Annotated in this window: 18 protein-coding genes; 15 read left to right on the plus strand and 3 right to left on the minus strand. The window is 75.0% G+C overall.

Annotation, left to right across the window (positions count from 1 at the left end; genetic code table 11):
- Positions 1 to 126: 126 nt before the first annotated feature.
- On the minus strand, positions 127 to 2883 hold the full coding sequence (locus ACZ4AA_RS30840; RefSeq protein ID WP_467609995.1) for an acyl-CoA dehydrogenase family protein: 2757 nt from the start codon (positions 2881 to 2883) through the stop codon (positions 127 to 129).
- A gap of 376 nt (positions 2884 to 3259) precedes the next feature.
- Here ACZ4AA_RS30840 and ACZ4AA_RS30845 point away from each other — a divergent pair, with 376 nt between their 5' ends.
- The 14 genes from ACZ4AA_RS30845 to ACZ4AA_RS30910 all read left to right on the plus strand — a co-directional run bounded on the left by ACZ4AA_RS30845 (position 3260) and on the right by ACZ4AA_RS30910 (position 21488).
- Positions 3260 to 3943, plus strand: a complete 684-nt coding sequence (locus tag ACZ4AA_RS30845; RefSeq protein WP_467609997.1) for a ScbR family autoregulator-binding transcription factor — start codon at positions 3260 to 3262, stop codon at positions 3941 to 3943.
- Positions 3944 to 4529: 586 nt separating this feature from the next.
- Positions 4530 to 5765, plus strand: coding sequence for a cytochrome P450 family protein (locus tag ACZ4AA_RS30850; protein WP_467609999.1), 1236 nt, complete (start codon positions 4530 to 4532; stop codon positions 5763 to 5765).
- A gap of 599 nt (positions 5766 to 6364) precedes the next feature.
- Positions 6365 to 6979 carry a ScbR family autoregulator-binding transcription factor gene (locus tag ACZ4AA_RS30855; protein ID WP_467610001.1) on the plus strand — a complete coding sequence of 205 codons (615 nt, stop codon included), beginning with the start codon at positions 6365 to 6367 and terminating at the stop codon, positions 6977 to 6979.
- Positions 6980 to 7392: 413 nt separating this feature from the next.
- Positions 7393 to 8397, plus strand: coding sequence for an AfsR/SARP family transcriptional regulator (locus ACZ4AA_RS30860; protein WP_467610003.1), 1005 nt, complete (start codon positions 7393 to 7395; stop codon positions 8395 to 8397).
- A gap of 118 nt (positions 8398 to 8515) precedes the next feature.
- Positions 8516 to 9460, plus strand: coding sequence for an SRPBCC family protein (locus ACZ4AA_RS30865; RefSeq protein ID WP_467610005.1), 945 nt, complete (start codon positions 8516 to 8518; stop codon positions 9458 to 9460).
- A 59-nt stretch (positions 9461 to 9519) separates the two neighbouring features.
- On the plus strand, positions 9520 to 11223 hold the full coding sequence (locus ACZ4AA_RS30870; protein WP_467610007.1) for a hypothetical protein: 1704 nt from the start codon (positions 9520 to 9522) through the stop codon (positions 11221 to 11223).
- Positions 11217 to 12410 carry a 4'-phosphopantetheinyl transferase family protein gene (locus ACZ4AA_RS30875; protein WP_467610009.1) on the plus strand — a complete coding sequence of 398 codons (1194 nt, stop codon included), beginning with the start codon at positions 11217 to 11219 and terminating at the stop codon, positions 12408 to 12410. The genes ACZ4AA_RS30870 and ACZ4AA_RS30875 overlap by 7 nt, the downstream gene beginning before the upstream one ends.
- A gap of 119 nt (positions 12411 to 12529) precedes the next feature.
- Entirely contained in the window at positions 12530 to 14917 is a 2388-nt protein-coding gene (locus ACZ4AA_RS30880; RefSeq protein WP_467610010.1) for a condensation domain-containing protein, read from the plus strand.
- A gap of 191 nt (positions 14918 to 15108) precedes the next feature.
- Positions 15109 to 15309 carry an acyl-CoA carboxylase subunit epsilon gene (locus tag ACZ4AA_RS30885; RefSeq protein WP_467610012.1) on the plus strand — a complete coding sequence of 67 codons (201 nt, stop codon included), beginning with the start codon at positions 15109 to 15111 and terminating at the stop codon, positions 15307 to 15309.
- Between the two features lie 412 nt (positions 15310 to 15721).
- Positions 15722 to 16585 (plus strand): AfsR/SARP family transcriptional regulator, encoded by an 864-nt coding sequence (locus ACZ4AA_RS30890; RefSeq protein ID WP_467610193.1) that lies wholly within the window; start codon positions 15722 to 15724, stop codon positions 16583 to 16585.
- A 356-nt stretch (positions 16586 to 16941) separates the two neighbouring features.
- Positions 16942 to 17793, plus strand: coding sequence for a phosphopantetheine-binding protein (locus tag ACZ4AA_RS30895; protein ID WP_467610015.1), 852 nt, complete (start codon positions 16942 to 16944; stop codon positions 17791 to 17793).
- A gap of 196 nt (positions 17794 to 17989) precedes the next feature.
- Positions 17990 to 18862: a 4'-phosphopantetheinyl transferase family protein gene (locus ACZ4AA_RS30900; RefSeq protein WP_467610017.1), complete on the plus strand. Its 873-nt coding sequence runs from the start codon at positions 17990 to 17992 to the stop codon at positions 18860 to 18862.
- 301 nt (positions 18863 to 19163) lie between these two features.
- On the plus strand, positions 19164 to 20153 hold the full coding sequence (locus ACZ4AA_RS30905) for an ornithine cyclodeaminase family protein (protein ID WP_467610019.1): 990 nt from the start codon (positions 19164 to 19166) through the stop codon (positions 20151 to 20153).
- Positions 20154 to 20666: 513 nt separating this feature from the next.
- A complete protein-coding gene (locus ACZ4AA_RS30910; RefSeq protein ID WP_467610021.1) occupies positions 20667 to 21488 on the plus strand; it encodes an AfsR/SARP family transcriptional regulator in 822 nt (273 codons plus the stop codon).
- A 155-nt stretch (positions 21489 to 21643) separates the two neighbouring features.
- Here ACZ4AA_RS30910 and ACZ4AA_RS30915 read toward each other — a convergent pair whose 3' ends face one another.
- Positions 21644 to 21892 (minus strand): acyl carrier protein, encoded by a 249-nt coding sequence (locus ACZ4AA_RS30915; RefSeq protein ID WP_467610023.1) that lies wholly within the window; start codon positions 21890 to 21892, stop codon positions 21644 to 21646.
- 106 nt (positions 21893 to 21998) lie between these two features.
- Positions 21999 to 23081 (minus strand): ATP-binding protein, encoded by a 1083-nt coding sequence (locus tag ACZ4AA_RS30920; RefSeq protein ID WP_467610025.1) that lies wholly within the window; start codon positions 23079 to 23081, stop codon positions 21999 to 22001.
- Between the two features lie 276 nt (positions 23082 to 23357).
- Between ACZ4AA_RS30920 and ACZ4AA_RS30925 the strand changes: the two genes are divergently transcribed.
- On the plus strand, positions 23358 to 23720 hold the full coding sequence (locus tag ACZ4AA_RS30925) for a PH domain-containing protein (RefSeq protein ID WP_467610027.1): 363 nt from the start codon (positions 23358 to 23360) through the stop codon (positions 23718 to 23720).
- Positions 23721 to 23739: the final 19 nt, after the last annotated feature.

The following is a 23739-nucleotide window of genomic DNA, read 5'->3' on the forward strand; positions in this document are numbered from 1 at the left end:
GGTTGGTGTGTGTGGCCTGGTGGGCCTGGTGTGGGGGGTGGTGCGGGGTGCGGGGTGTGGTGTGGGGGGTGGCTGTGCGGGGTGGGGGTGCTGGGGTGTCCGGGTGGCTGTGTTTGGTGTGGTGGGTTAGGGGTGGTGGGGGTGGGTGTAGTTGGTGGGGGTGGGTTGGTGGGTGGTGGTGATGGGGATGGCGTTGAGGTATTCGGGGGGGAGGTCGAAGGCGTCGGTGAGGGTTTTCATGTGGGGGGCGAGGGTGTGGGTGAGGGTGTTGGTGAGGGTGGGGATGTGGTTGTTCTGTTGGGGGGTGAGGTGGTGGTGGGTGAGGAGGTCGGCGGTGTGGGGGCGGAGTTGGTGGAGGGTGAAGAGGAGGGTGAGGTGGGTGAGGAGGTGGCGGGTGTGGGGGTTGTGGGTGTGATGGGTGGCGGTGAGGAGGGCGTCGGTGGCGCGGGTGGCGGTGTGGGCGGTGAGCATTTCGAGGGCGGGGGTGGAGGCGTTGTTCCAGCGGGCTGTGGGGTTTTTGTGGGGGCCGGTGCGGAGGGCGGTGCGGGCGCGGGTGCGCCAGATGTTTTCGGCGTGGGCCAGGAGGGTGCGGGTGTGGTGGGGGTTGGTGAGTTCGGGGGGTCCGGTGGTGGTGGGGGGTGGGGGGGTGGGGGTGAGGAGGAGTTCGGCTGCGGCTTTGGCCCAGATGACGAGGTTGTCGCCTTCGGCGGTGATGGTGCCTTCGATGTAGTCGGGGAAGCCGGCGAGTTGGTTGACGGTGAACAGGCCCTGGGCGCCGCAGCGTTCGCGGCATTGGGTGGTGACGGTGCGGGCTTGCCAGGTGGTCCAGGCTTTGGTGATGGCGGTGAGGCGTTCTGCGTCGTCGCGGGTGTGGGGGGTGTGGGTGGTCCAGGTGTCGAGGGCGGTGCGGTGCAGGAGGGTCGCGGCGTAGGTGGTGGCGAGGGCGTTCAGGAGGGGGGCGTGGTGGGTGCGGTGGGTGTTGACGGTGATGCGTTCGCCGGGGCGGGGGCCGGCGACGTGGCGGTGTTCGCCGTGGCGGACGGCGATGGCCAGGGCGGCGCGGGAGGCGCCGGTGGCTGCGGCGCTCATGCAGAGTTTGCCGGTGGTGACGCGGCCGATGGAGCGCAGGAAGCGTTTGCGGCGGTTGCCGAGGGTGCTGGTGAGGGTGGCGTTGTCGGTGAGGCGTCCGTGGTCGGATTCGAGGAGTGCCTGGCGGGGGAGGGGGACGTGGTCGAAGGCGGTCAGGCAGTGGTCGACGGGGGCGGTGGGCCGCATGGGCAGGCGCTGGACGCGGATGCCGGGGAGCAGGCCGCGTTCGTCGCTGAGGGGGGTCAGGAACAGGTAGACGCCTTCGTCGTGGTGGTCGATGAGCAGGCGGGCGGCGACGACGGCGGTTTTGGGGCCGCCGGTGAGGCTGGTGTTGGGCATGAATTTCTGGGCGCCGGGGTGGGGGGTGTGCAGGACGAATCCGTCTGTGGCCGGGTCGTAGGTGGCGGTGGTCTCCAGGGCGGCGCTGTCGTTGCCGTGTTCGATCTCGGTGCACAGGAAGGTGCCGGTGCGCTGGAGGGTGGTGAAGGGTGACAGGTCGCGGTGCTGGGCGTTGTCGTGGTCCAGGAGGCTGCCCAGGAAGAGGTTGTAGTGGACGCTGGCGACGGTGCACAGGCTTCCGCCGCCGTCGACGATCGCGGTCCATTCGTGCAGGGCGGCCAGCTGGTGGGGGTCGGTGGCCAGGGCCTGGGGGTCTTCGAGGGTGTCGTTGACCATCCGCAGCCAGTCGTAGGCCTGGGCGGCCTGGTCGGCGGGTGAGCGGCCCGGGCGGTGGCGGAACGTCTCGTTGCGGATCAGCTCGCGCCAGGGGCCGTGGACCCGCTCGCGTTCGTGGTCCTCGCCGAAGAGCAGCCGGGCCAGATCCTGTTCCGTGCTGAGGTCCTGCCCGGGAGCCGGACCGGGTGCGGGACCGGGTGCGGGTGCGGGACCGGGTGGGGGAGCGAGATCCCCTCCGGGAACGGGGTCCGGTGCCGGGGCGGTGTCCTGCCCGAAGCCCTGCCCGAGGTGCTGCCCGAGGTCCGGCGCGAGGTGCTGCCCGGGGTCCGGTGCGGGAGCGGAGTCCGGCCCGGGGGCGAGATCCTGCGCGGAGGCCAGGCCCCGTGCTGAAGCGGGGGCGGGGTCCGGTGCGGGAGTGAGGCCGTGTCCGGGAACGGGGTCCGGCACCGGGGCGGTGTCCTGCCCGAAGAGTTGCCCGAGGTTGTGCCCGGGGTCCGGCGCGGGAGCGGGGTCCTGTCTGAGGTCCTGCCCGGGGTGCTGCGTGTGGGCGGGGTCCGGGGCCGGGGCGAGATCCTGCGCGGGGGCCAGGCCGTGTGCCGAAGCGGGGTCCGGTGCGGGAATGAGGCCGTGCCCGGGAACCGGGTCCGGCGTCGGGGCGAGGCCCTGTGCGACGCCGTGCCCGGGAACCGGGTCCGGCGTCGGGGCGAGGCCCTGTGCGAAGTCCTGGGCGGGAGCAGGGGCGAGGTGCTGCCCGAGGTCCTGCGCGGAGGCGGGGGTTGGGTCCTGCCCGGGTGCGGGCTCCTGCACGGGGGCCGGCCCGGGGGTCTGCCCGGTAGCGGGGTCCTGCCCGGGAGGGAGGTCCTGGGCGCAGGTGCGGCACTGGCCCGGGTCCTGCCCGAAGTCCTGTGCGGCGGTGGGGTCCTGCGCGGGGGCGGCCTGCGCGGGGGCGGGGGTGGGGGTGGGGTTTTTGATTTTTTCGAGGGTGCGTTCCTCGATGGCGCGCAGTTCTTCGCGGCGGTCGGCGTCCAGGCGGTCGGGTGTTTCGGTTTGTGGTGGCTGGTGTGCCGTGGTGCCGGGTGGGTCGTCGTGCACGTTCGGCTGGCTCGTCGCAAGGGCCATGACCCTTATCCCCCGTCAGTCGCAGATCCGGATGTGGACGTGCTGGACCCCCCAGAAGATACGGACCTACCGGTTTTGTTATCAAGTCAAATAACAGTAAAGCGCGAGCCGGTCTGAGGGATCTTTCCACGCCGTCCAGGGGATCCGTAGCGGAATATCCGATTCTGCGACCGCCCTGCCGCTCCTATATACCGCGCGCAAGGTTTGCTTCAGGTCCAGATCATTCACCTGGCCGAACCGGGAATCAGGCCAAAGGCGGCCATTGCGGGGCGGATGGGGGGTGTGGTTGATCGGGTGGGAGGGGGGTGGCACAATACAAACCTGTCGGTTTATTTTTGGTGGAGGCCGACCGGAGCGGATCGTGGAGGTGGAGGCCGTGGCGCTGCAGGAACGGGCCATCAGGACGAGGCGGGCCATCCTCGTCGCCGCTGCGTCGGTTTTCGCCGATGTGGGCTACGAGGCGGCGACGATCTCGGAGATCCTCCAGCGGGCGGATGTCACCAAGGGTGCGCTGTATTTCCACTTCCCCTCCAAGGACCAGCTCGCGCAGGCGGTGCTGGCCGGCCAGCTGGAGTCGATCCCGCCTCCGCCGCCGCAGGAGCTGATGCTGCAGCAGGGCATCGACGAGGCGTTCCTGCTCGCGCATCTTCTGTCGGTGGGGGATCCGATGGTCCGGGGCAGCATCCGTCTCACGGTCGACCAGGGGGCCCCGTCCGACGGCCTGGACCGGCAGGTGCCGATGAGCGGGTGGATCGAGCACAACATCGGCATCCTCGGCAGGGCGAAGGAGAACGGGGAACTGCTCCCGCACGTCCATGTCCCCTCGGCGGCGCGGATGTTCGTGGGGGCGTTCACCGGGGTGCAGGTGCTCTCCAAGATCATGTCCGATCATGCCGATCTGCCGGAACGGGTCTCGGACCTGCAGCGTCACCTGATGGCGAGCATCGCGGTGCCGGCGGTCCTCATGCAGCTCGACACGGCCGCCGACCGGGGGGCCCGGGTGCACGCCGCGGCACTGCGGCTGCGCGAGGCCGGCCAGGGCGCCGTGGCCGCGGGCTGACCGCGCCGGGGACGCCGGACACCGGCTGCCGGACGCGCAGCACACCGGACGCCGGACGGGCAGGACCACCGACCGCCGCCGGGGGCCGGGGTCTCGCGCCGGCGGCCGGACGCAGGACGCGGGGACACCCGGACCGTCGCCGGGGCCGCGGCCCCGGATCGACGCCGGGCGCAGGACACGGGAACAGCCTGGCAGTCGTCGGCATCCGGTGGCCGCGGGCCGGCAGCGGCCACCGGATGCCGGACGCCGGACGCGCGGGGACGGCCGGACCGTCGCCGCGGGCCGGCGGCGGGCGCCGGCCGTGCAGAACGACCGGATTGTCGCCGGGATCGTGGGCCCGCGTCCGGTGGCCGCCGCCGGACGCGGGGGTGGCCGGACGGGCGCCGGGGGTGTGACTGCCGTCGGCGGTGGCGGTCGGTGGTGGAGGCTGCCGGGATCGTGGCCGGTGGCCGGTGGCCGGTGGCCGGTGGTGGGGAACAACTGAACAGTCGTCCGGGGGCGTGGTCGCGGCGTCTTCGGAGGGGGAGGGGGATTTCCTCCCCTGGGCACGTGCCGTTTGTGCAACACCTACCCAGGGAGAAACGACGTGAGCGCGCCTGCTGTATGCCCGTATGTCCTGGATGTGACCGGGCGTGATCTGCCGGGGGAAGCCGCGGTGCTGCGGGCCCAGGGGCCTGCCGTCCAGGTTCAGCTGCCCGGAGGGGTGATCGCCTGGGCCGTGGTCGGACAGCGGTATGTGGAGCGGCTGCTGACCGATGAACGGGTCTCCAAGGACGCCCGCCGGCACTGGCCGGACTTCATCGAGGGCCGTATCACCGAGGACTGGCCGCTGTATCCGTGGGTGGCCAACGAGAACATGCTCTTCGCCTACGGGCAGAGCCACACCCGGCTGCGCCGGCTGGTGGCGGGGGCCTTCACCGCGCGGCGCACCGAGGCCCTGCGCCCCCGGGTCGCCGCGATCACCGCCGAGCTCGTGGCGGGACTTGCCGCGCTGCCGGCCGGCGCCGAGGTGGATCTGCGGACCGCGTTCGCCGAGGTGCTGCCCATGCGGGTGATCTGCGAGCTGTTCGGGGTCGTGCAGGGGGAGCCGACCGACGCCCTGTGCGCGGCGCTGCACAAGGTCTTCAGCACCACCCTGCCCGGCCGCGAGATCGAGGCGGCCCGCCTCCAGGCCTTCATGCTGCTGTCGCAGCTGGTGCAGGACAAGCGGGAGAGGCCCGGGGACGATCTGACCAGTTCCCTGATCGCGGCCCGGGACCAGGACGACCGGCTGAGCGAGGCGGAACTGCTCGGCACGCTCTTCCTGATGATCGCCGGAGGGCAGGACACGACCGCCGCTCTGATCACCAACGCGCTCGGCGCGCTGCTGAGCGATCCCGCCCAGCTCGGGCACGTGCGGGAGGGCAGGGCCGGCTGGGGGGACGTGGCGGCCGAGACGATGCGCGTGCACACCCCCGGCGCCTACTCCCCGATGCGGTTCGCCGTCGAGGACATCGACCTGGACGGGGTCCTCATACCCAAGGGCGACGCGATCCTGGTCAACTTCGCCGCGGGGGGCCGCGATCCCGAGCGCCACGGCCCGGACGCCGACCGCTTCGACGTGCTGCGCACCGACCGCGACCTGCTCGGCTTCGGCCACGGGACCCACCGCTGCATGGGCGCCCCGCTCGCCGAGACCGAGACCGTCTGCGCCCTTGCCGCACTCTTCGAGGCCTTCCCCCGGATGCGGCTGGCCTGCACCCCGCAGGAACTTCAGCCCATGCCCAGCTTCCTGATGAACTCCCACCACGCCCTGCCGGTGATCCTCGACCCGCAGGACTGAGGCACCACGCACACGCACGGCGGGACCGCGTCCGCCCCCGGCCCGGGGGCGCACGCGGTCCCGCCGCTTTCACCCCCGCCCCCGCCCCCGCCCCCACCGCACCGCCGTCACCGGACGGCCATTGCCGGACAGCCGCCGGACGGCTGCCGGAACGCCGCCGCCGTCCCGCCCCTGCGGCTGCACCGCCACTGGAACGCAGCCACCCTCCCGGCCCCGCCACCGGACCGACGCCGGACGGCCGCCACCGTTTCGGTTCCGCCACCGTTCGGACCCTCGCCGCCGGACAGTCGCCGCCGGGACGGCCGCCGCCGCCGGACCGCCCCGCCGTCACCGGACCGCCGCCGGAGCGCGTCGGGTCGCCCGCTACCGGACGGCCGTCAAACCGTCCCGCCGTCACCGGGAGGGCCGCCGGGCCGCCGTCGGACGGTCGCCGCCGGGCCGCGCGCCGCCGGACGGCCGGGACCGGTCTCGTGCTGCCGGGGTGGCGTCCACTACAGTAAACGTACCAAGCGCGCGGTTTGATAAGGTTCCGCGGGCCGGGGTTCCGGATGTGGGGGGCGTGTGCAGCGGATGTTGTGCGTGCCCGGGAGGAGGCTGTGATGGTCAAGCAGGTGAGGGCGGCGCGTACGCGTCAGTCCCTGGTCCGCGCCGCGGCCGAGGTGTTCGCCGCGGACGGCTACGCCCTCGCCTCGCTGCCGGTGATCAGCAGGCGGGCGGGGGTCAGCGCGGGCGCGCTGCACTTCCACTTCGCCAGCAAGGACGCGCTGGCCGCCGAGGTGGAGTCCGCGGCCGCGGAGTCGGTGGAGCAGCTGGCCGAACGCTGCCGCCAGGAGGCCGGTGCCTCGTTGCAGCTGCTGATGCGCACGATGTCGGGCCTGCTGCTCGCTGTTGCCGACGATCCCGTGGTCAGGGCCGGTTTCAAGCTCAGCGGCGATCCCTCGCGCAAGAGCGGGGCCACCATGCTGAGCCTGTGGCACCGGTGCGTGCGGGAACTGGTGCTGCAGGCGCAGAGCGCGGGCGAACTCGCCGACGGGGTCTCCCCGGACGGCGCGACGACCGTGATCGTGGCGGCCACCGTGGGCCTGGAACTGATCCGCGCGGCCGGCGGCGGCCTGCTGCCGGCCCGCCCGGTGGAACAGTTCTGGTCCGTCCTCCTGCCGGGCCTGGCGGCCTGCCCCGAGCGCGCTCTTGCCTGGGTACCGGGAGAACCCTGACCGGCGAAAGCCCCGGCCGCAGGGGCCCGGTGGCGGCGAAAGCCCCGGCCGCAGGATCCCTGGCCCGGGAACCCGGTCGCAGAGGTCCGGCTGCAATAACCCTGGTCCCAGGAGCCCTTGCAGCAAGAACCCTGCCCGCAAAGGCCCTGGCCGCGAAGAGCCTCGCCCGCGAGGGGCCCGGTCGCAGGAGCCCGGCTGCAAGACCCGGCCGCAGGAGTCCTTGCCGCGAGGAGTCCTGGCCGGGGGAGTCCCGGGTGCGGGCGGTGTCCGTGTCGCGGCCGGGGAGGGGTGTCCTGGTGGTCCGGTGGGGAGCAAGCAGGGTTTCCGGTTTCCCATTGACATACCGCGCGCGCTGTTTTTTACTCGGGGTGTTGAGGAACACTGCAGAACTGCGTCAGAAACGGGGAGACGGCGTGGACATCGATGTACTGGGCACACTCGCCGTGCGGCACAACGGCGTGTCCGTCACGCCCACCGCGCCCAAGCCCCGTCAGGTGCTGGCCCTGCTGGCGCTGCGGGCCGGGCAGGTCGTCCCGGTGGGCGTGCTGGCCGAGGAGCTGTGGGGGAGCAGACCGCCGCGCAGCGCCCGCGCCACCCTGCAGACCTACATCCTGCAACTGCGCGAACTCATCGGCGCCGCCCTGGACGCCGGCAGCACCGCCGGCACCACCGCGGGCGCCGGCACGGCCGGCAGCAGCGGCACCGTCGGCACCGCGGACAGCGGCGCGGGCGGCATCGCCGGCGGTGGCACCGTCGGCGGTGGCACCGGTGGTGGTGCTGGTGGCGCGGACGGCGGTGCGGGGTGGCGGCGGCAGGCCAAGGATGTCCTGCTGACCGTTCCCGGCGGCTATCTCCTCAAGCACGGTGACGGTGTCAGTGACGTGCGCGAGTTCGAGCGGCTCGCCGGCTGCGGGTACCGGGCCATGGACGCCGAGGACTATCCCCAGGCGGCCCGGCTGCTGCGCCAGGCCCTGGAGCTGTGGACCGGTCCGGCGCTGGCCGACGTCCACACCGGGCCCCAGCTGCGCACCGAGGCCAAACGGCTGGAGGAGAGCCGGCTGTGCGCGCTGGACCAGCGGGTCGAGGCCGACCTGCGGCTGGGCCGCCACCGTGAACTGCTGGCCGAACTCACCGTGCTGATCAGCCAGTACCCGATGCACGAGAGCCTGTGCGGCCAGTACATGCTCGCCCTGTACCGCTCCGGCCGCCGCGGCGAGGCCCTGGACGCCTACCAGCGGCTGCGCGCCACCCTGGTGCGGTCCATGGGCCTGGAGCCCTCGCCCGCGCTCGCCAAGCTCCAGCGTTCCCTGCTGATGTCCGGCCCCCAGAGCCTCCCGGCCCGCCCCGCGCCGGCCGCAAATGCGCCGGGTGCGGGCGCGGGTGCGGGTGTGGCGGGTGCGCCCGTCCGTGCCGGCTGACACGGCACCCCGCCCCCCGCACCCTCCTCGCGCCCGCCCGTACTTCTTCCACCAGGAATCGAGCACCGCTCTGCCCCGGCCGTGCAGCGTTGATCACACCTGGAGGAGAGGAGCGCGCATGACCTCGCAGCGACAGCACTCCGCCCGGCACACCGTCCCGGTCGCGGCGCCCGCCGGCGTCGTCTACGGGCTGCTCGCCGACGCCCCCCGCTGGCCCGTCCTGCTGCCCTCCTGCGTCCATGCCGAACGCGTCGACTGCGGCCCGGGCGGGGACAGTCTGCGGCTGTGGCACCTGCACCGGGGGCAGGTCCGCTCCGCGCTCGCCCGCCGCACGCTGCGCCCGCGCGAGCGCCGGGTGGAGTTCGAACTGCGTGACCCGCTGCGGCCCGACGCGCCGGTCCGCGGCAGCTGGAACGTGTCACCCGACGGGGCCGGCCGCTGCCTGCTGGGCCTGCACCAGGAACACCCGGCGGTGCCCGGGCAGACCTCCCGGGCGGTGGAGGCGCAGGTGCGGGCCGAACTCGCCGCCGTCGCCGGGGCCGCCGAACGCTGGGAGCGTCTCGACGAACTCCTGCTCTCCTTCGAGGACAGCGTCTACGTCTGCGGCTCCCCGGAGATCGTCTACGACTTCCTCTACCGCGTCGCGGACTGGGCCGACCTCGTCCCCCACGTCGAACACGCCGAGGTCACCGAGGACCGGCCCGGCGTGCAGGACACCGTCCTGCGCACCAGCGACCCCGACACCGGGGACAGCACCCTCTCCAGAGCCGTACGGCTGTGCTTCCCGGCCGCCGGACGGATCGTCCACAAGGCGACCCTCACCCCCGGCCTGGTCGCCGCCCACTACGGCGAGTGGTACCTGGAGCCCGACGCCCGCGGGGTGAGGGTCGCCCGCACCCACCAGGTGATGCTCCGCGAGAGTGCCGTGGAGCCTGTTCTGGGCGCCGGGGCCCTGCCCGCCGACGCCCGCCGCCACGTGCGCGAACAGCTGGGACGGATGAGCACCGAGACCCTGACCCTGGCGCGGTGGCACGCCGAGAGCGCCCTGCGCCGGCTGCGATGAGCCCGCCCGGCGACCACCGCACGGCGGCGGCCGCCGCCACGACGACGAGGAGACCGGCGATGACCCCCACCCGGCCGCACCCGCAGGCCGGACGGCCCCCGGCACCCCGAACACCCCCCGCACCCGCCCCCGCACCGGCACCGGCGTTGGCCCCCGCACCGGCCCTGGACCTGAGTCCGGCGTTGGGCCCGGCCCCGGACCTGACCCCGGCCCCGGACCTGGCCTCGCCACCGGACTCGAACCTGGCACCGGACCCGGCCCCGGCCCTGGCACCGGACCTGGACCCGGCACCGAACCTGGCCTCGGCACCGGCCTCGACACCGATCTCGGCCTCGGCCCTGGACCCTGCCCAGGCCTCGGACCTGCCCCCGGTTCCAGCCCTGGCCCCGGCCTTGGACTTGGCCCCGGACCAGGCTCCGGCATCTGTAGGTGCGGTGCAGTACGCGGTGCGCCTCCAGGCGCTGCTCGGCGATGCCCGCGATTCCCGCAACCCCTACGGCCGGGCCGCCCTGTGGGCCGCCGGGCCCGCGTCGCTGCCCGGCGCGCCCGCCTTCCTGCCCGGCCCCGGCGACATACAGGGCGCCGACCGGCTCGCCCGCGCCCTGCGCCCGCTCCTGCGCCGCGACCTGGCCCTGGCCCACGCCTGGAGCATCCGCCCGCTGCTCACCGCCCCGGTAGCGCACCCGGCGGCCGCCCTGCTCGGCCCGGCGGCACTGCTCGCCGCGGCGGGCGGCGTCCTGCTCGCCGCGGCCCGCATCGTGGAGGGCCTGAGCCGCTACGAGACCGCAGCCCGCCAGTGGCGCCCGGTCCTGGCCACCGTCTTCGCCGACCTGCTGGCCTGCGAGAGCCTGACGGCCACGGCCCTGCGCGCCTGCCCGCCACCCGGACAACGACCCGACAGGGCAACGGAGTTGCTCGCCGCCGTCACCGGGTACCTCGTGCCCCAGCTCGCCGTCGAACTGCTCGGCGACCTCGAACTGGTGCTGAACGAGTGCGGTTTCGGCGCCCACACCGCCGAACGGCGCACCCTGGCCCGCCTGATGCGGGACCGGGCACTCGCCGGGGCCGGCCCGGCGGACACCACCGCCGCCCAGGTGCGCATCGTAGAAGGACTCGGCGCGGCCGGCGGCCCCGGACCGCACGACGGACAACAGCTCACGGCACTGTTCCACGACACCGCCACCGCCCTCGCCGCACCGGCCGCCACGGCACCGGCCGGCACCACCGCCGGGGCCCCCGCCACGGCGCAACCCGGCACAACACCGGCCGGCGCGGCACGACCGGACGCCGGCGTTGTGCCCGCCGGCCCGGCACGACCCGGCACCGGTGCCGTGCCGGCCGCCACGGCACCGCCCGGTGCTGGTGCCTGCCCGCCACCCGGCGTCGGCGTCGGCGCGGCCGACGCGCTCGCCCGCCTGGGCCGCCGGCTGGCCACCGAGCGGCGGGCGCTGCGCACCGCCTGCGCGGCCCTCGCCGTGCACGACCCCGCCGACCCGGCGGCGCGCGCCCTGGCGGACCGTCAGGCCCTGCTGGTGCTGGCCACCGGGACGACGGCCGTACAGGAGGCGGCCGCCGTCGCACGCGTGGCCTTCCTCGGCGACACCGGCTGGACGCTGCCGGTGCTCGGGCGGATCACCGTACGGCTCGGACTGCCGCTGCCCACCGCGATCCCGGACGCGCTACCGGGCCTGTGGGAGGAACTGGCCCGCCGCGCGGCGGACGGCGTGGACTGCGACCTGTACGCGACGAGGCCGGCATGGTGAACGACCGCACGCCGCCGCACGACCGCACGCCGCCGCACGACCGCACGCCGCCGCACGACCGCACGCCGCCGTACGACCGGACAACGCCGTACGACCGGACAGCACCGTACGACCGGACAGCGCCGTACGACCGGACGTTGCCGCAGGACCGGATATTGCCGTACGACGGGACGCCGACGCAGGACCGGACGCCGACACCGCACGGCCCCACCCCGCCGCCGTACGACGGGACCCCGCCGCGCGACCGGACCCCGGCGCCGTACGACGGGACGCTGCCGCAGGACCGCACCCCGGCCTCTCCCCACCGCACCCCGGTGTCGTCGTTCCCGCCGCCGTGTCATGTGTCCGGTCCCGACGGGCCGTGGGAGGAGGTCCAGGAGCGGGTCGAGCGGAGCGGCCGGGCGGTGGTGCACACCACCTGGGGCCAGTGGCTGACCCCGACCCTGCTCGACCCCGCGCTGCGCACCCTGCTCGGCCGTGACTGGCCCCGCTACCGGCAGCATCCGGCCCCGGCCGGACGGCTGATCCTCGCCGTGTCCCGCACGGTGCTCAAGCACACCGCCGCCGCGGCCCTCCAGGTCCCCGCCGCCCGGCTCGACCTCGCCACCGTGCCCGGCGGGCGCCCCGTGCTGCGCGGCCTGGGCGCGGACCTCCAGGTGAGCCTCACGCACACCGACGAGCTGATCGCGGTCGGCGTCAGCCGCACCGGGCCGATCGGCGTGGACGCCGAACCCGCGGACCGCCGGATCTCCCTGGACGCCCTGCGCGATCACGTGTGCACCGCCGAGGAGGCCCGGCTGCTCGCGGCGCTGCCCGAGGAGGAACGCACGGGTGCGTTCCTGCGCCTGTGGACCCTCAAGGAGGCCTACGCCAAGGCGCTCGGGCACGGCATGCGGCGCAGGTTCTCGGCCATCGGGTTCGAGTGGAATGCGACCGGAACCGCCCGGCTGGCGGGGGACACGGCGGGGGAGTGGGCCTTTGCCACCCATCTCGTCGATGAACGCTACCTGGTCAGCCAGGCGTACCACCCGGGCGAGGCGCATCCCGGCAGGGCCGCGTCACCGCAGCCGGACGGGCCGCGCACCCCGTCCTTCGGGGACGCGCCGAAGGGGCCGCCCCCGGCGGAGCCGCCGCACGGCAGGCAGGTCCCCGGCTCCCCGGGACACCACGGTCCCCGGCCGCGGTGAGCGGACGGGCCGGGTGGGGCCGCGAACCCGCGGCCGGCCGTGCAGAAACGATTCGAAAAGGAGGTCGGGGTGACCGGCAGGACCGCTGCGGCACAACTGTCCGCCACCCCGGGGGGTGGATGAGGAGTCATCACTGGCACGCCGGCACCGTTCTGGCCGTCGTGCACGAACCGCCGGGCACCCACGACGGAGCGCCGCTGGTCCTCGAACTGTGCGGACTGGCCCGCACGGACGCCGAGGCCATCGCCGCCCGCGTCGCCAGGCACCACCGGGCCTACGACGTCGAACTGGACGACACACCCGACACACCCGACACACCCGACGCACCCGGCGTGCCTGTCGTATCCGGCGCACCCGATGCACCCGTCGTTCCCGGCGGACCGGACGCACCCGATGTGCCCGGCGTGCCCCTCGCACCCGGCGCGTCCGGCGCGTCCGGCGTGTCCGATGGGCCCGGCGTGGCCGGTGGCGGGTCGGGGGCGGGCCGGTCGGGCCGGTATCTGATGCGGCTCACTCCTCTGGGGCCGCCCGGGTCCGGCACGCCGTTCACCGAGGAGCTGCTGGCCGACCTGCTGGCGCCGCCCGCCGCGGGCACGGTCGCGGTGAGCGGGCATCAGCGGGCGCTGCTGGAGGCGGCGGTCGGGGCCCGGGGCGGGCCCGGCCGTCTGGTGGAGCAGATCCACTGGGACTGGACCGGGCCGCTGGACCTCACCCGGTTCATCGCCTCCTGGCAGTCCGTCGCCGAGCGGGAGGCGGTGCTGCGGGCGTCCTTCGACTGGGCCGGCGCCCCGCGTCTGGTGCTCCACGACCATGCGGCCCTCGAGGTCGTCCGCCGCGCGCACACCGGCACCGGCCAGGAGGAACTGCTGCGCCGTGAGCGCGAGCGCGGCTTCGAGCTGTACCGGCCGGGCCTGCTGCGGGTGTCCCTGCTCGAGGGACCACCCCCGGGGCCGCCCCAGGGACAACCCGCGGGACCGCCCCAGGGCCTGCCACCCCAGGGACCACCCGGGAGGCTGCCCCAGGGACTGCCCGAGAGACTGTCTGAGGGGCCGTCCGCGGGACTGCCCGGGGGAGGGCCGTCCGCGGGGCTGCCCCAGGGGCTGCCGGAGCCGGGCGGTCCCTCGGGCGCGGCGCCTGTCCGGCTGCTGGTGACCTATCACCGGGCCCTGCTGGACGAGCGCGGGGCGCGTCTGCTGGTGCGCCAGTTCTACCGTTCCTACCTCGCCGGCGGTGTGCTGCCCGGCGCGGACCGGCGGCCCGACATCCGCGACCAGGCCCACTGGCTGGCCCGCCAGGACCCGGCCGCGGCACGGGAGTTCTGGACGGCGGCCGCACCGCCCGCCGGCGCAGCCGTCAGCCCCGGCCGCCTCGTGGGCCCGCCCCTGCACGGTGCGGGCACGGGCCGGATCCGGCGCCGGCTCGGACCGCTGCACAGCGCACGGCTGCGGTCCTGGGCCGGGAGCCGGGGCGCGGGGGAGAGCAGCGCCCTGCACGTGGTGTGGGCCCTGCTGCTCTACCGGGCGGCCCGGGCCGCGGGGCCGCTGCCGGTGGCCTTCGGCGTGCACCTGTCGGGACGGGACCTGTCGCTGCGCGCCGCCGCCGGCATCCCCGGACTGCTGGGCAACCCGCTGCCGGTGACGGTCACCGTCGACCCGGCCGCGCCGCTGGCGGACCTGCTGGCACAGGTGCGGGACGCGGCCCTGGACCTGAGCGCCTACGCCTGGGTGGGCGGCGACCGGGTCGCGGAGTGGAGCGGGCGCGGCGCGGGCTCCCGCCTCACCGAGACGAGTGTCCGCTTCGACACCCACCCCGAGCTGGGCCGTAACCTGCGGGCCCAGCTCGCCGCGCAGGGCATCGCGGCAGGCGCCCCGCAGAGCGCCGGGGGCGCCACCACCGTGCCCGTCACCCTCCTCGCGCACCACGACCCGCAGGACGCCCTCGTGCTGGACGCCCTCTACGACCGGTCCAGGTTCACCGACGCCGACATGACGGACGTCCTCGCGCAGTGCCTGCAACTGCTGCACAGCCTGCCCGGCCACCCGGACGGACCTTTGTCCACCGTCGCGGACGCCCTGCGCCTGCTGGGCACCGCGCAGGTGCCCGCCATGGCACCGCCCGCGGCCGCCCGCACCGGAGCGGATCTGGCGGTGCTGCGGGCCGGGGACCCCCGGGCGGACCTCGTGTGCCTGGTCACCGTCCCCGGCGTCACGCCCGGCGCCTACGACGCGTTCCTGCGCGCGTACGAGGGACCCGAACGCATCGTGTCGCTGACCGTCACCCACGCCCCGCTCGACCCGGGTTTCCTGCCGCAACTGCTCGGCGACGGGGGGCGGCTGACCGTGTGCGGCGCCGGCCCGGCCGGCCGGGCCGCCCACGCCATCGCCCAGGAGGCGGCGCCGCGGCTGCGGCGGGCCCCGGCCGTCGTCATGACCGGGGTCGGCGGCGCCGCGCAGAGCGCGCAGGCCCTGTCCCGGGCCTTGCAGGCGGTACGGGCACGCAGCACCTGACCCCCCGGCCCCCGCCCCCCGGGTGCCGCCCACCCCCTGTGACCCCCGATGCCGCCCGCCCCCACGCTGCCCCCGGTGCCGTCCGTGCGGTGGGCGGCGTGGGGGGGCGTGTGCGGGGCGGTGCCGTCCAGTGGGGCGAGAGTGTTTCTTGAGCGTCCTGGCCGAGGGTGGCGCTGAGACGAGGAGGCGCCATGGGCGACATGAACCCCGGGGAGCCGGCTCTGCGCGTCGAGCGCGGCACCGCGACCGAGGAGGAACTGGCCGCGCTGACCGTCGTCCTGCTGGCCCTGCGCTCCCGCCCGGCCCGCCGGCAGACACCTGCGGCGCCGGGGGCCGGCTCACGCTGGTGGCTGCGCGGGGACGGCCGCCCGGGAGCGTACGGCCGCCGGTGAGAGGGCCACGCGGCGGCACACGGCGGCATGCGGCGGCACACAACGGCATGCGGCGGCCCGCAGAGACCTGCGGCGGCCCGCGGTGACATGACGGGGAGACGTGACGGTCTGTCGCGGAACGAGAAGACCTGCCGGTCTGTTTGAGGAGAGGGCGGGCGGGGATCCGGGTCCGGTCCTGGCGGTCTCTCGCCCATGGCCCTGGGAGTGCATACCGGTCCGCAGGGGTGCGTACGGGGCGGGAACACGGCTGTCGTTCCAGGAGAGTTGGCAGGTGGGCGGCCGTCCTCGAGGGCTGGTGCACGGCTGCTGGAACACCGCTGGAAACAGGGTGATCGGTCTTGTATTGACATACCGCGTGCGCTGTTTTTTAATCGTGGGAGTGTCAGCAGTGCACGTGGACAGGGGAGACGGCGTGGACATCGACGTATTAGGTGCACTGGACGTGCGGGAGAACGGGAGGTCCGTCGCCCCGACGGCGCCCAAGCCCCGCCAGGTGCTCGCACTGCTGGCGGTGCACGCGGACCGGGTGGTGCCGGTCGCCTCGCTCATCGAGGAACTGTGGTCGGGCCGGCCGCCGCGCAGCGCGCGCACCACCTTGCAGACCTACGTGCTGCAACTGCGCGAACTCATCGGGGCGGCGCTGGCCGCCGGCGAGGCACCGGATCCCGGACCCGGGGCGCGGCGCCGCAGTGCCAAGGACGTCCTGGTCACCCTGCCGGGCGGCTATCTGCTCGCGGCCGGCGGCGGCACCAGCGACGTCCGCGAGTTCGGCCGCCTGGCCGGACTGGGCTACCGGGCCATGGACGCCGGCGACTTCCAGGGCGCCTCCCGCAACCTCGGCGCCGCCCTGGATTTGTGGTCGGGGCCGGCGTTCGCGGACGTGCAGACCGGAACCCAGCTCGCCATGGAGGCCAGGCGCCTGGACGAGAGCCGGCTGTGCGCACTGGACCAGCGCATCGAGGCCGACCTGCAACTCGGCCGGCACCGCGAGGTCCTCGCCGAGCTCACCGTCCTGACGAGCCGTTACCGCAGCCACGAGAACCTGCACGCCCAGTTCATGATCGCGCTGCACCGCTCGGGACGGCGCGGCGAGGCGCTCGACGCCTACACGCACCTGCGCACCACCCTCGGCCGCGACCTGGGCCTGGAACCCTCCCCGCGGCTGCGCCGGCTCCAGCACTCGATCCTGATGGCGTCGCCCGAGACCGCACCGGCCCCGCCCCGCGCCCGGGCCGGGTACCGGCCGGGCCCCGCACCCCAGACCGCCGTCCGCTAGACCCCGCCCACCCGCTCGCCCCCTTGGGCCGGCCGGGCCGGGTCCGGACCGCACCGGCCGCACCGGAACCGGCGGCGACGCGGCCGCTCCCGCACCACCCCGCCGCTCCCGCACCACTCCGCCGCTCCCGCACCACCCTGCTCCGCCCGCACCACCCTGTCCCGCCCGCGCCACCCTGCTCCGCCCACCGCGCATCACCTCGCCGCGCGTCCATCACCTGCCGTGCCCCTGCCCGCCTCGCCTCGCCTTGCCTCGCTTCGCCTTGCAGGGGGTTTCGTCTTCATCCTTCTCCCCGGCGGGCGGGAGGTGCCCCCATCCCGGTCCGAAGGCCGGGGCGACCACGAAGGGACGACCTGATGACCAGCGAGCCGACGGCATCTTCCGACGGCCACGGAGACATCCTCGCCGAGCTCACCGCCGTGCTGGCCGGTGTCGTGCACGCCGAGCCCGACCGGGTCGACCCCGAACAGCCCTTCTCCGTCCTGGGCCTGGACTCCCTGCTCACCGTCGAGTTCGTCTCGGCCATCGGCCGGAGTTTCGGTGTCCGGATCGCCGGCGCGGACCTCTACGAGCACGCCACCCCCGCCCGTCTGGCCCTGCATCTGGCGGCCCTGCGGCGCGGCACCGACGAGGCCCCCGTGGACCGGGACCCCGGTGCGGCGGCCGCGGTCCTGGAGGTGCTGCGTCACCAGCTGGCCCGGATCCTGCACTGCGACCCGTGGGAGATCGACGGCGGCGCCGCCTTCGCGGAACTGGGCATCGACTCCATCCTGGCCGCCGACTTCGCCGCCGGCGTCAACCGCGCCTACGGCCTGAGCGAACGCCCCGTCACCGTCCACGAGCATCCCGGCCTCGCCGCGATGGCCGCTTACATCGCCTCCCGCACCCGGGGCACACCGGCCCCCGCAGCACCCGCACCCGCACCGGCCCCGGCCCCGGCGGAGGTCTTCGCGGCGGCGGACCCCCGTGCCGGCGCACCGGCCGCCGTACCCGCCCTGCCGTACCCGCCTGCCGCGCCGTACCCGCCTGCCGCGCCGCATCCGCCTGCCGCGCCGTACCCGCCCGCCGCGCCGCATCCGCCCGGCACCGCGGCGCAGGAGCGGCCCGTGCTGTCCCGGCAGGAGGTGCTCGCGCTCCTCGACGCGGTGCGCGGCGACCGGATCGGCGTCGACGAGGCCGCCGCGTTCCTGGCGGACCGCCCGGCCTGAACGGACACCCCCCGCCCGGACGGACACCCCCCGCCCGAGCGGACACCACCCCGTGCGGAGCCTGCCGGTCCCGGGCCTGTCGCCGAGGACAGCCCCGGCCGGTGCTCCGCCTGCTTTCGGCCCCGGCGGCACCGCGCCGCCCCCTCGCCCCGTCCGCAGCGGGACGGCGAACCGAGACGGACTGGAACCACACACGATGACCCTCACCGCACCGGGGCCGCCCGGCGCCGGGAGCGCCCCGCAGCACGCGACGGTGCCCCCGGTGACGCTGTGGCTGTGCCCCAACGACGCCCTCGCGCCCGCCGTCGCCGGCCTGCTGGCCTCGCACTGGCTCGACGAACGCGAGAACGCGACCGCCGCCCGGTTCCTCTTCGAACGCGACCGCCGGCAGTACCTCGTCGCCCACACCCTGGTCCGCCGCGCGCTGGCGCTGGAGGCCGGTCTCGGCGAGGCCGAACTGGTCATCTGGCGCTCCTCGCGCGGGCGGCCCTTCCTCCAGCCGCTGCCCGGCGGCCTGCCCAGAGGCGGCGGGCATCTCGACTTCAACCTCTCCCACGCGGGCGGCTACAGCCTGCTCGGCATCGTCCGCAGACAGCGCGTCGGAGTCGACGTCGAGTGCCTCGACCGGGAGGCGGGCGCCCTGGAGACCATCCTGACCACCTTCACCCCCCAGGAGCAGCGCTGGGCCGCCCAGGCACCGCCCGGGCGGCAGCGGGACCGCCGGGTGCTGCGGCTGTGGACCCTGAAGGAGGCCTACTCCAAGGCCCGCGGACTGGGACTGGGGCTGCCCTTCGACGAGTTCGCCTTCACCCTCGACGACGACCGGGGCGTGCTCGCCTTCCAGCCGCCCGCCGACGACCTGGGCGGACGCTGGAGGCTGCTGGAACTGGAGCCGGTGCCCGGTGTGCTGGCCGCGGTGGCCCTGCCCGTGGACGACGGCCCCGCCCCGCACCTGGAACTGCACCAGGGCTTCCCCTGGGACCGCTCCGCCCCCCGCACCATCACCCTGCCCGAACCCCTCGGCGCACCGCACCCCGCCACCCCCGCGACGGCCGCCGCACCGCTCTGATCCGCCCCGCCCGGCACACCACGGGACGGGACCGCCCCGCCCGGCACACCGTGTGAAGGGGCCGTGTGCCGGGACACCGGGGACGGGACCGCCCGCCCGGGACACCGCGTGACGGGGCCGTGCGCCCGGGACACCGCGGGAGGGGGCCGTGCGCCGACGTGCCCGCCGGCGGGTGCGGGCGCGTACGGATGAACGTGCCCGGAGGGCACCGCGTGTCGGGGCCGGGCGGCCGGGGCGCGGCACCGACGCTGGGGGCGGTGCGGCGGCCGGCCGCACGGCCGGTGCCGGGAGGGTGAAGCGCATGCTGGTTCTGGGCCGTTCGCAGGTCGAGTCCCTGCTCTCCACCGACGCGCTGATCGACGCCCTGGCCGCGGCGATGGCGGACCTCAGCGCGGGCCGCGCCTCGGTGCCCGACCGGGTCGCCGCCCGGGTCGCCGACCGCGACGGGTTCCTGGCCGCCATGCCGGGCTTCCTGCCGTCGGCCAGGGTGCTCATGACCAAACTGGTCTCCCTCTTCCCGCACAACGACGGGACACGACTGCCCACCCACCAGGCGCTGATCGTGGCGTTCGACCCGGAGACCGGCGAGCCCGCAGGCCTGCTGGACGGCACGGCCATCACCGCGGCGCGCACCGGCGCCGGCTCCGCGCTCTCGGCCCGGCTGCTGGCCCGCCAGGACGCGGAGGTGCTGGCCGTGCTGGGCACCGGCGTGCAGGCCCGCTCCCACGCCCGCGCGATCTGCCGGGTCCGCCCGATCCGGCAGATCCGCGTGGCCGGCCGCGACCCGGCCAAGGCCGCCGCACTGGCCGAGGAACTCTCCGCCGTGCTGGAGGCCGACGTCCTGGCCGTGTCCGGCTACGCCGAGGCCCTCGACGGCGCGGACATCGCCGCCGCGACGACCCACGCCGTCGAACCCGTGATCCGCCGCCCCTGGCTGACCCCCGGGGTGCACATCACGTCCGTGGGATTCAACCCGGCCGGCCGCGAGATCGACGACGCCACCATCGCCGAGGCACTGGTGTGCGTCGAATCCCGCCAGGCCGTCCTCTCCCCGCACTTCGGGGGCAGCAACGACCTGCTCGCACCCATCCGCGACGGGCTCATCACCGCCGGGCACGTGCACGCCGAGCTCGGCGAACTCATCACCGGCAGCAAACCGGGACGCACCTCACCCGACCAGATCACCCTCTACAAGTCGGTCGGCGTGGCGGTGCAGGACGCCGCGGCCGCGGCCCTGGTCATCGCCCGCGCCCGCGAACGGTCGGTCGGCGAGGACATCACCCTGGACTGACCCCGCCCCCAGCACACCGGCCCCGGCACGCGCACCCGCACACCGGCCCGGCCCGCGCCTGTGCACGGCCGAGGACATGAAGCCCGTACGCGGTCGGGAACTTGACCCGTACGCGGCCGGCACACGCGCCCGTACGCGGCCGAGGCCGTGCGCGTGTACGTCGCCACCGCGCCGCATGCAAGCGCCGCGGACCCGGCCCGTGCCGCACGGACGTGCCGGTGGCGCACCGGCCGTATCCACATCCGTGCCGGCGGCCGGAAAAACAGGGGTGTTTGCGGGGCGGGAGCGCCCGCCGTACCCGGGGCCGGAGCGGAATGCGGAGTTCATCCCGGGGCGGCAGACGGGTGTTTCACCTACCACGGGCGCGGCGCGCACCACCTTGTGTGGAGCACCGCTGGAGGACCGCTACAGGAAAGCGCTCGGGGGGCACGGAGACGGCTAGCGTGCCTAGCGGCGGAGATTTCCGGCCACAAAAGGAACTGGACGAGGACTCGACGAGGTGGGGAGGCCACCATGGAGATTCAGGTTCTGGGTCCGTTGAGTGCCGAGGTCAACGGGGGATCCATCGTTCCGACGGCGGGCAAGCCGCGACAGATCCTGTCGCTGCTGGCGCTCTATCCGGGACGGGTCATGCCTGTTCCCACGCTCATGGAGGAACTCTGGGGAACCGAGCCTCCGGCCAGCGCACTGACGACCCTTCAGACATACATACTCCAGCTGCGCAGACGGCTGGGCACGGCCATGGGCCCGGGCGCGCCGTCCGGCGCCAAGGACATTCTCGCCACCCGGCACGGCGGCTACCTGCTCCAGATCGACCGCAGCTGTGTCGACGTGCACGCCTACGAGGAACTGGCCCGCCAGGGACAGACGGCGTTCATGGAGGGCGACGACGAGGTGTCCGCGGCACGGTTCCGCACGGCACTGGACCTGTGGACCGGGCCGCCGCTGGTCGACGTGCGACTCGGTCCCGTCCTGGAGATCGAGGTGATGCGGCTCCAGGAGAGCAGGCTGGTCACCGTGGAGCGGCGGATCGACGCAGACCTGCGCCTGGGCCGCCACGCGCAGCTGATCGCCGAACTGACCGAGCTGACCGCCCGCCACCCGCACCACGAGGGCCTGCACTCGCAGGTCATGGTGGCGATGTACCGCTCGGGCCGGCAGGCCACGGCACTGGAGGTCTACCGCAGGCTGCGCATCCGGCTCATCGACGAGCTGGGGGTGGAACCCTCCCCGCAGCTCCAGCGCATGCACCAGGCCATGCTGGCCGTGGACCCGCAGCTGGACATGCTGGCCGGACCGCGCCACGGCTCGACGTTCGACCTGTTCGCGGCGTAGAGACACGGCCCGCCCGGCCCCCGGCCGGCGGCCCCTCCACCCCGATCCCCACCCGATTCCCGGTCCCGGCCCCGCCGCGTCTCCGGCCGCCGGTCCGCCGCCCGGCGGCCGGTCCGGCATCCGGTCCGGCCGCCGGGCGTCTGCCGCAGAGGGGTTCAGATTGCCGCCCGCAACCGGGTCAGCGTTCCCCACAGGGACCCCGGTGTGGCGAAGGTGTCCAGGGAGAGGGCGTCGTCCACGAAGTGCACCGCGTAGGCGCCCTCCAGCGAGCCCAGCAGCTCCACCGCGCCCAGCGAGTCCAGGCCCGAGAGCCTCAGGTCCGTGTCGGCCTCCAGCGGTTCGCCGGCGCCGAGGAACGGCAGGTACTCGCGCAGCAGTTCCTCGAACTTCTTGTCCCAAGCCATTGCTGACCTCACCCTTTGCGTGTCGTCGTGTCGTCGTGTCGTGGGTCGTCTTTGGTCGTCTGTTCGTCGAAGCAGGGAGTCGTCGTTCGTCGTTCGTCGTACGCCGCTACCGGGGCCGTCCCGGACCGGCCGGCGCGGCGGCCGGCAGCCCGCCGGACGGGCGGGTGGTGGTGGGCAGGGCGCTCAGGACCACGGCCCGTACGGCGGGGCGCGGGAGGCCGGTGGTGTCGAGCAGGCCCGCGGCCGTCAGGCCGGTCAGGGCCCGGCGGACGGCGGCCGGTGCGATGCCGGTCAGCTGCGCGATGCGCTCGGGTGTGGCGGTGTCCTCCAGCAGGGCGGCGGCCCGGGCGACGGCCGCGGCGGTGGCGCCGGCACGGTGCAGACAGGCCTGTACCGCCCGGGCGAAGGGGCCGTCGGGGTCCGGGAGCGGGCGGCCGGGTGCAGGACGGCCGGCGCCGGGCCCCGGCGAGGTCAGCAGGGCGTCCAGCAGCAGGGGGTTGCCGCCGCTGGCCTCGTGCAGCGATAGGGCCTGTCCGGGCCGGCCGGCCCGCTCGGCCAGCACCCGCACCTCGGCGGGAGCGAGCCGCTCCAGCCGGACGTGGCGGGAGGCGGGCCGGCCGATCAGCTCGGCCGTGAACGCCGGGTCGCCGGCCTCGTGGGGAACCGTCCCGGCGAGGACCAGCAGCGTCCGGGCGGGCCGCACACGGCCGGTGAGACACCGCAGGACCGCCAGGGACTCGGCGTCGGCGTGGTGGACGTCGTCCACACACAGCACCAGCACAGCGCCCCCGCCCAGCCCGAGCAGTTCGGCGCACAGCCCCATGACGTCCCCGGCCCCGGCGGCGGACACCCGCCGCCCCACACCCTCCCGGCCGTCGCGGCCTTCCCAGCCCTCCCGCTCCTCCCGGCTTTCCCGGGTTTCCGCGTTCTCGTGCGGGGCGCAGGGGCGGGGGCCGGCCACCGCCCGGCGGATCGCACCCCGTACGGTGCGCTGTCCGGCCGGGGAACCGGCCGCGCACAGCACCACCGCGCCCGCGGCGGCGGCCCGTTCGACCAGCAGGTGCACGAGCGCGCTCTTGCCGCAGCCCGTGGGGCCCTCCACCACGACGGTACGAAAACACCCCTCGGTGGAGTCGGTGAAGGCATCCGTCAAGGTTCTGATCGCCGCGGTCCTGCCGGCCAGCGTCATAGCGGTCCTGTCGGTCGGTCCACCCCTCACCGGGCCAGCCTCACCGCGCCGCCTACAGCACCGGTCGAGCCGCGGCGGACCCCGGACACGGCCCCACCGGACCGGCCGCCGCAGTCGCCCGCCGCAGTCGGCCGTCGCAGTCGGCCGCCCGTCGGCGGGCGGGGGTGAGGAGAGCTAGGAGAGCGGTTCTCCATCCCCGCTCCAGCATCGGCGGTCATGCTGCCCTCACCCGGGCCGCAGGGCCGGGGACGGACCACGCGGAAGGACCCTCTCGTCATGACGCCGATGCTGAACGAGCCCCTCAGCGGGGCGCTGCACGAACTCCTCGCCGCGCGCAGCCTGCGCGAGCGCAACAGGGAACTGGCCCTCGCGCTGGTCGCGGCGGGCAACCGGGGCGAGACCAATCACCTCACCCGCCCCTGGGCGGACACCGCCGTAACCGGCGCACGCGCCCTGCCCGAGGGGCTGCGGCTGACGGCCCAGAGCGTGATCGCCGACCACGACGCCGTCGCCCTGCGCGCCACCGCCCGTACCCGAGGGGCGGCCTGGTCACTGATCGCCGAGCTCCGTTTCGACGCCGCGGGCCGTATCGAGCAGTGCCATCACCTGCTCGTGCCCGACAGCACCGCAGCGGCCTGAGCCGCCCTCCCGGCCCCGG

This window comes from Streptomyces sp. NPDC024698, from assembly GCF_055559015.1.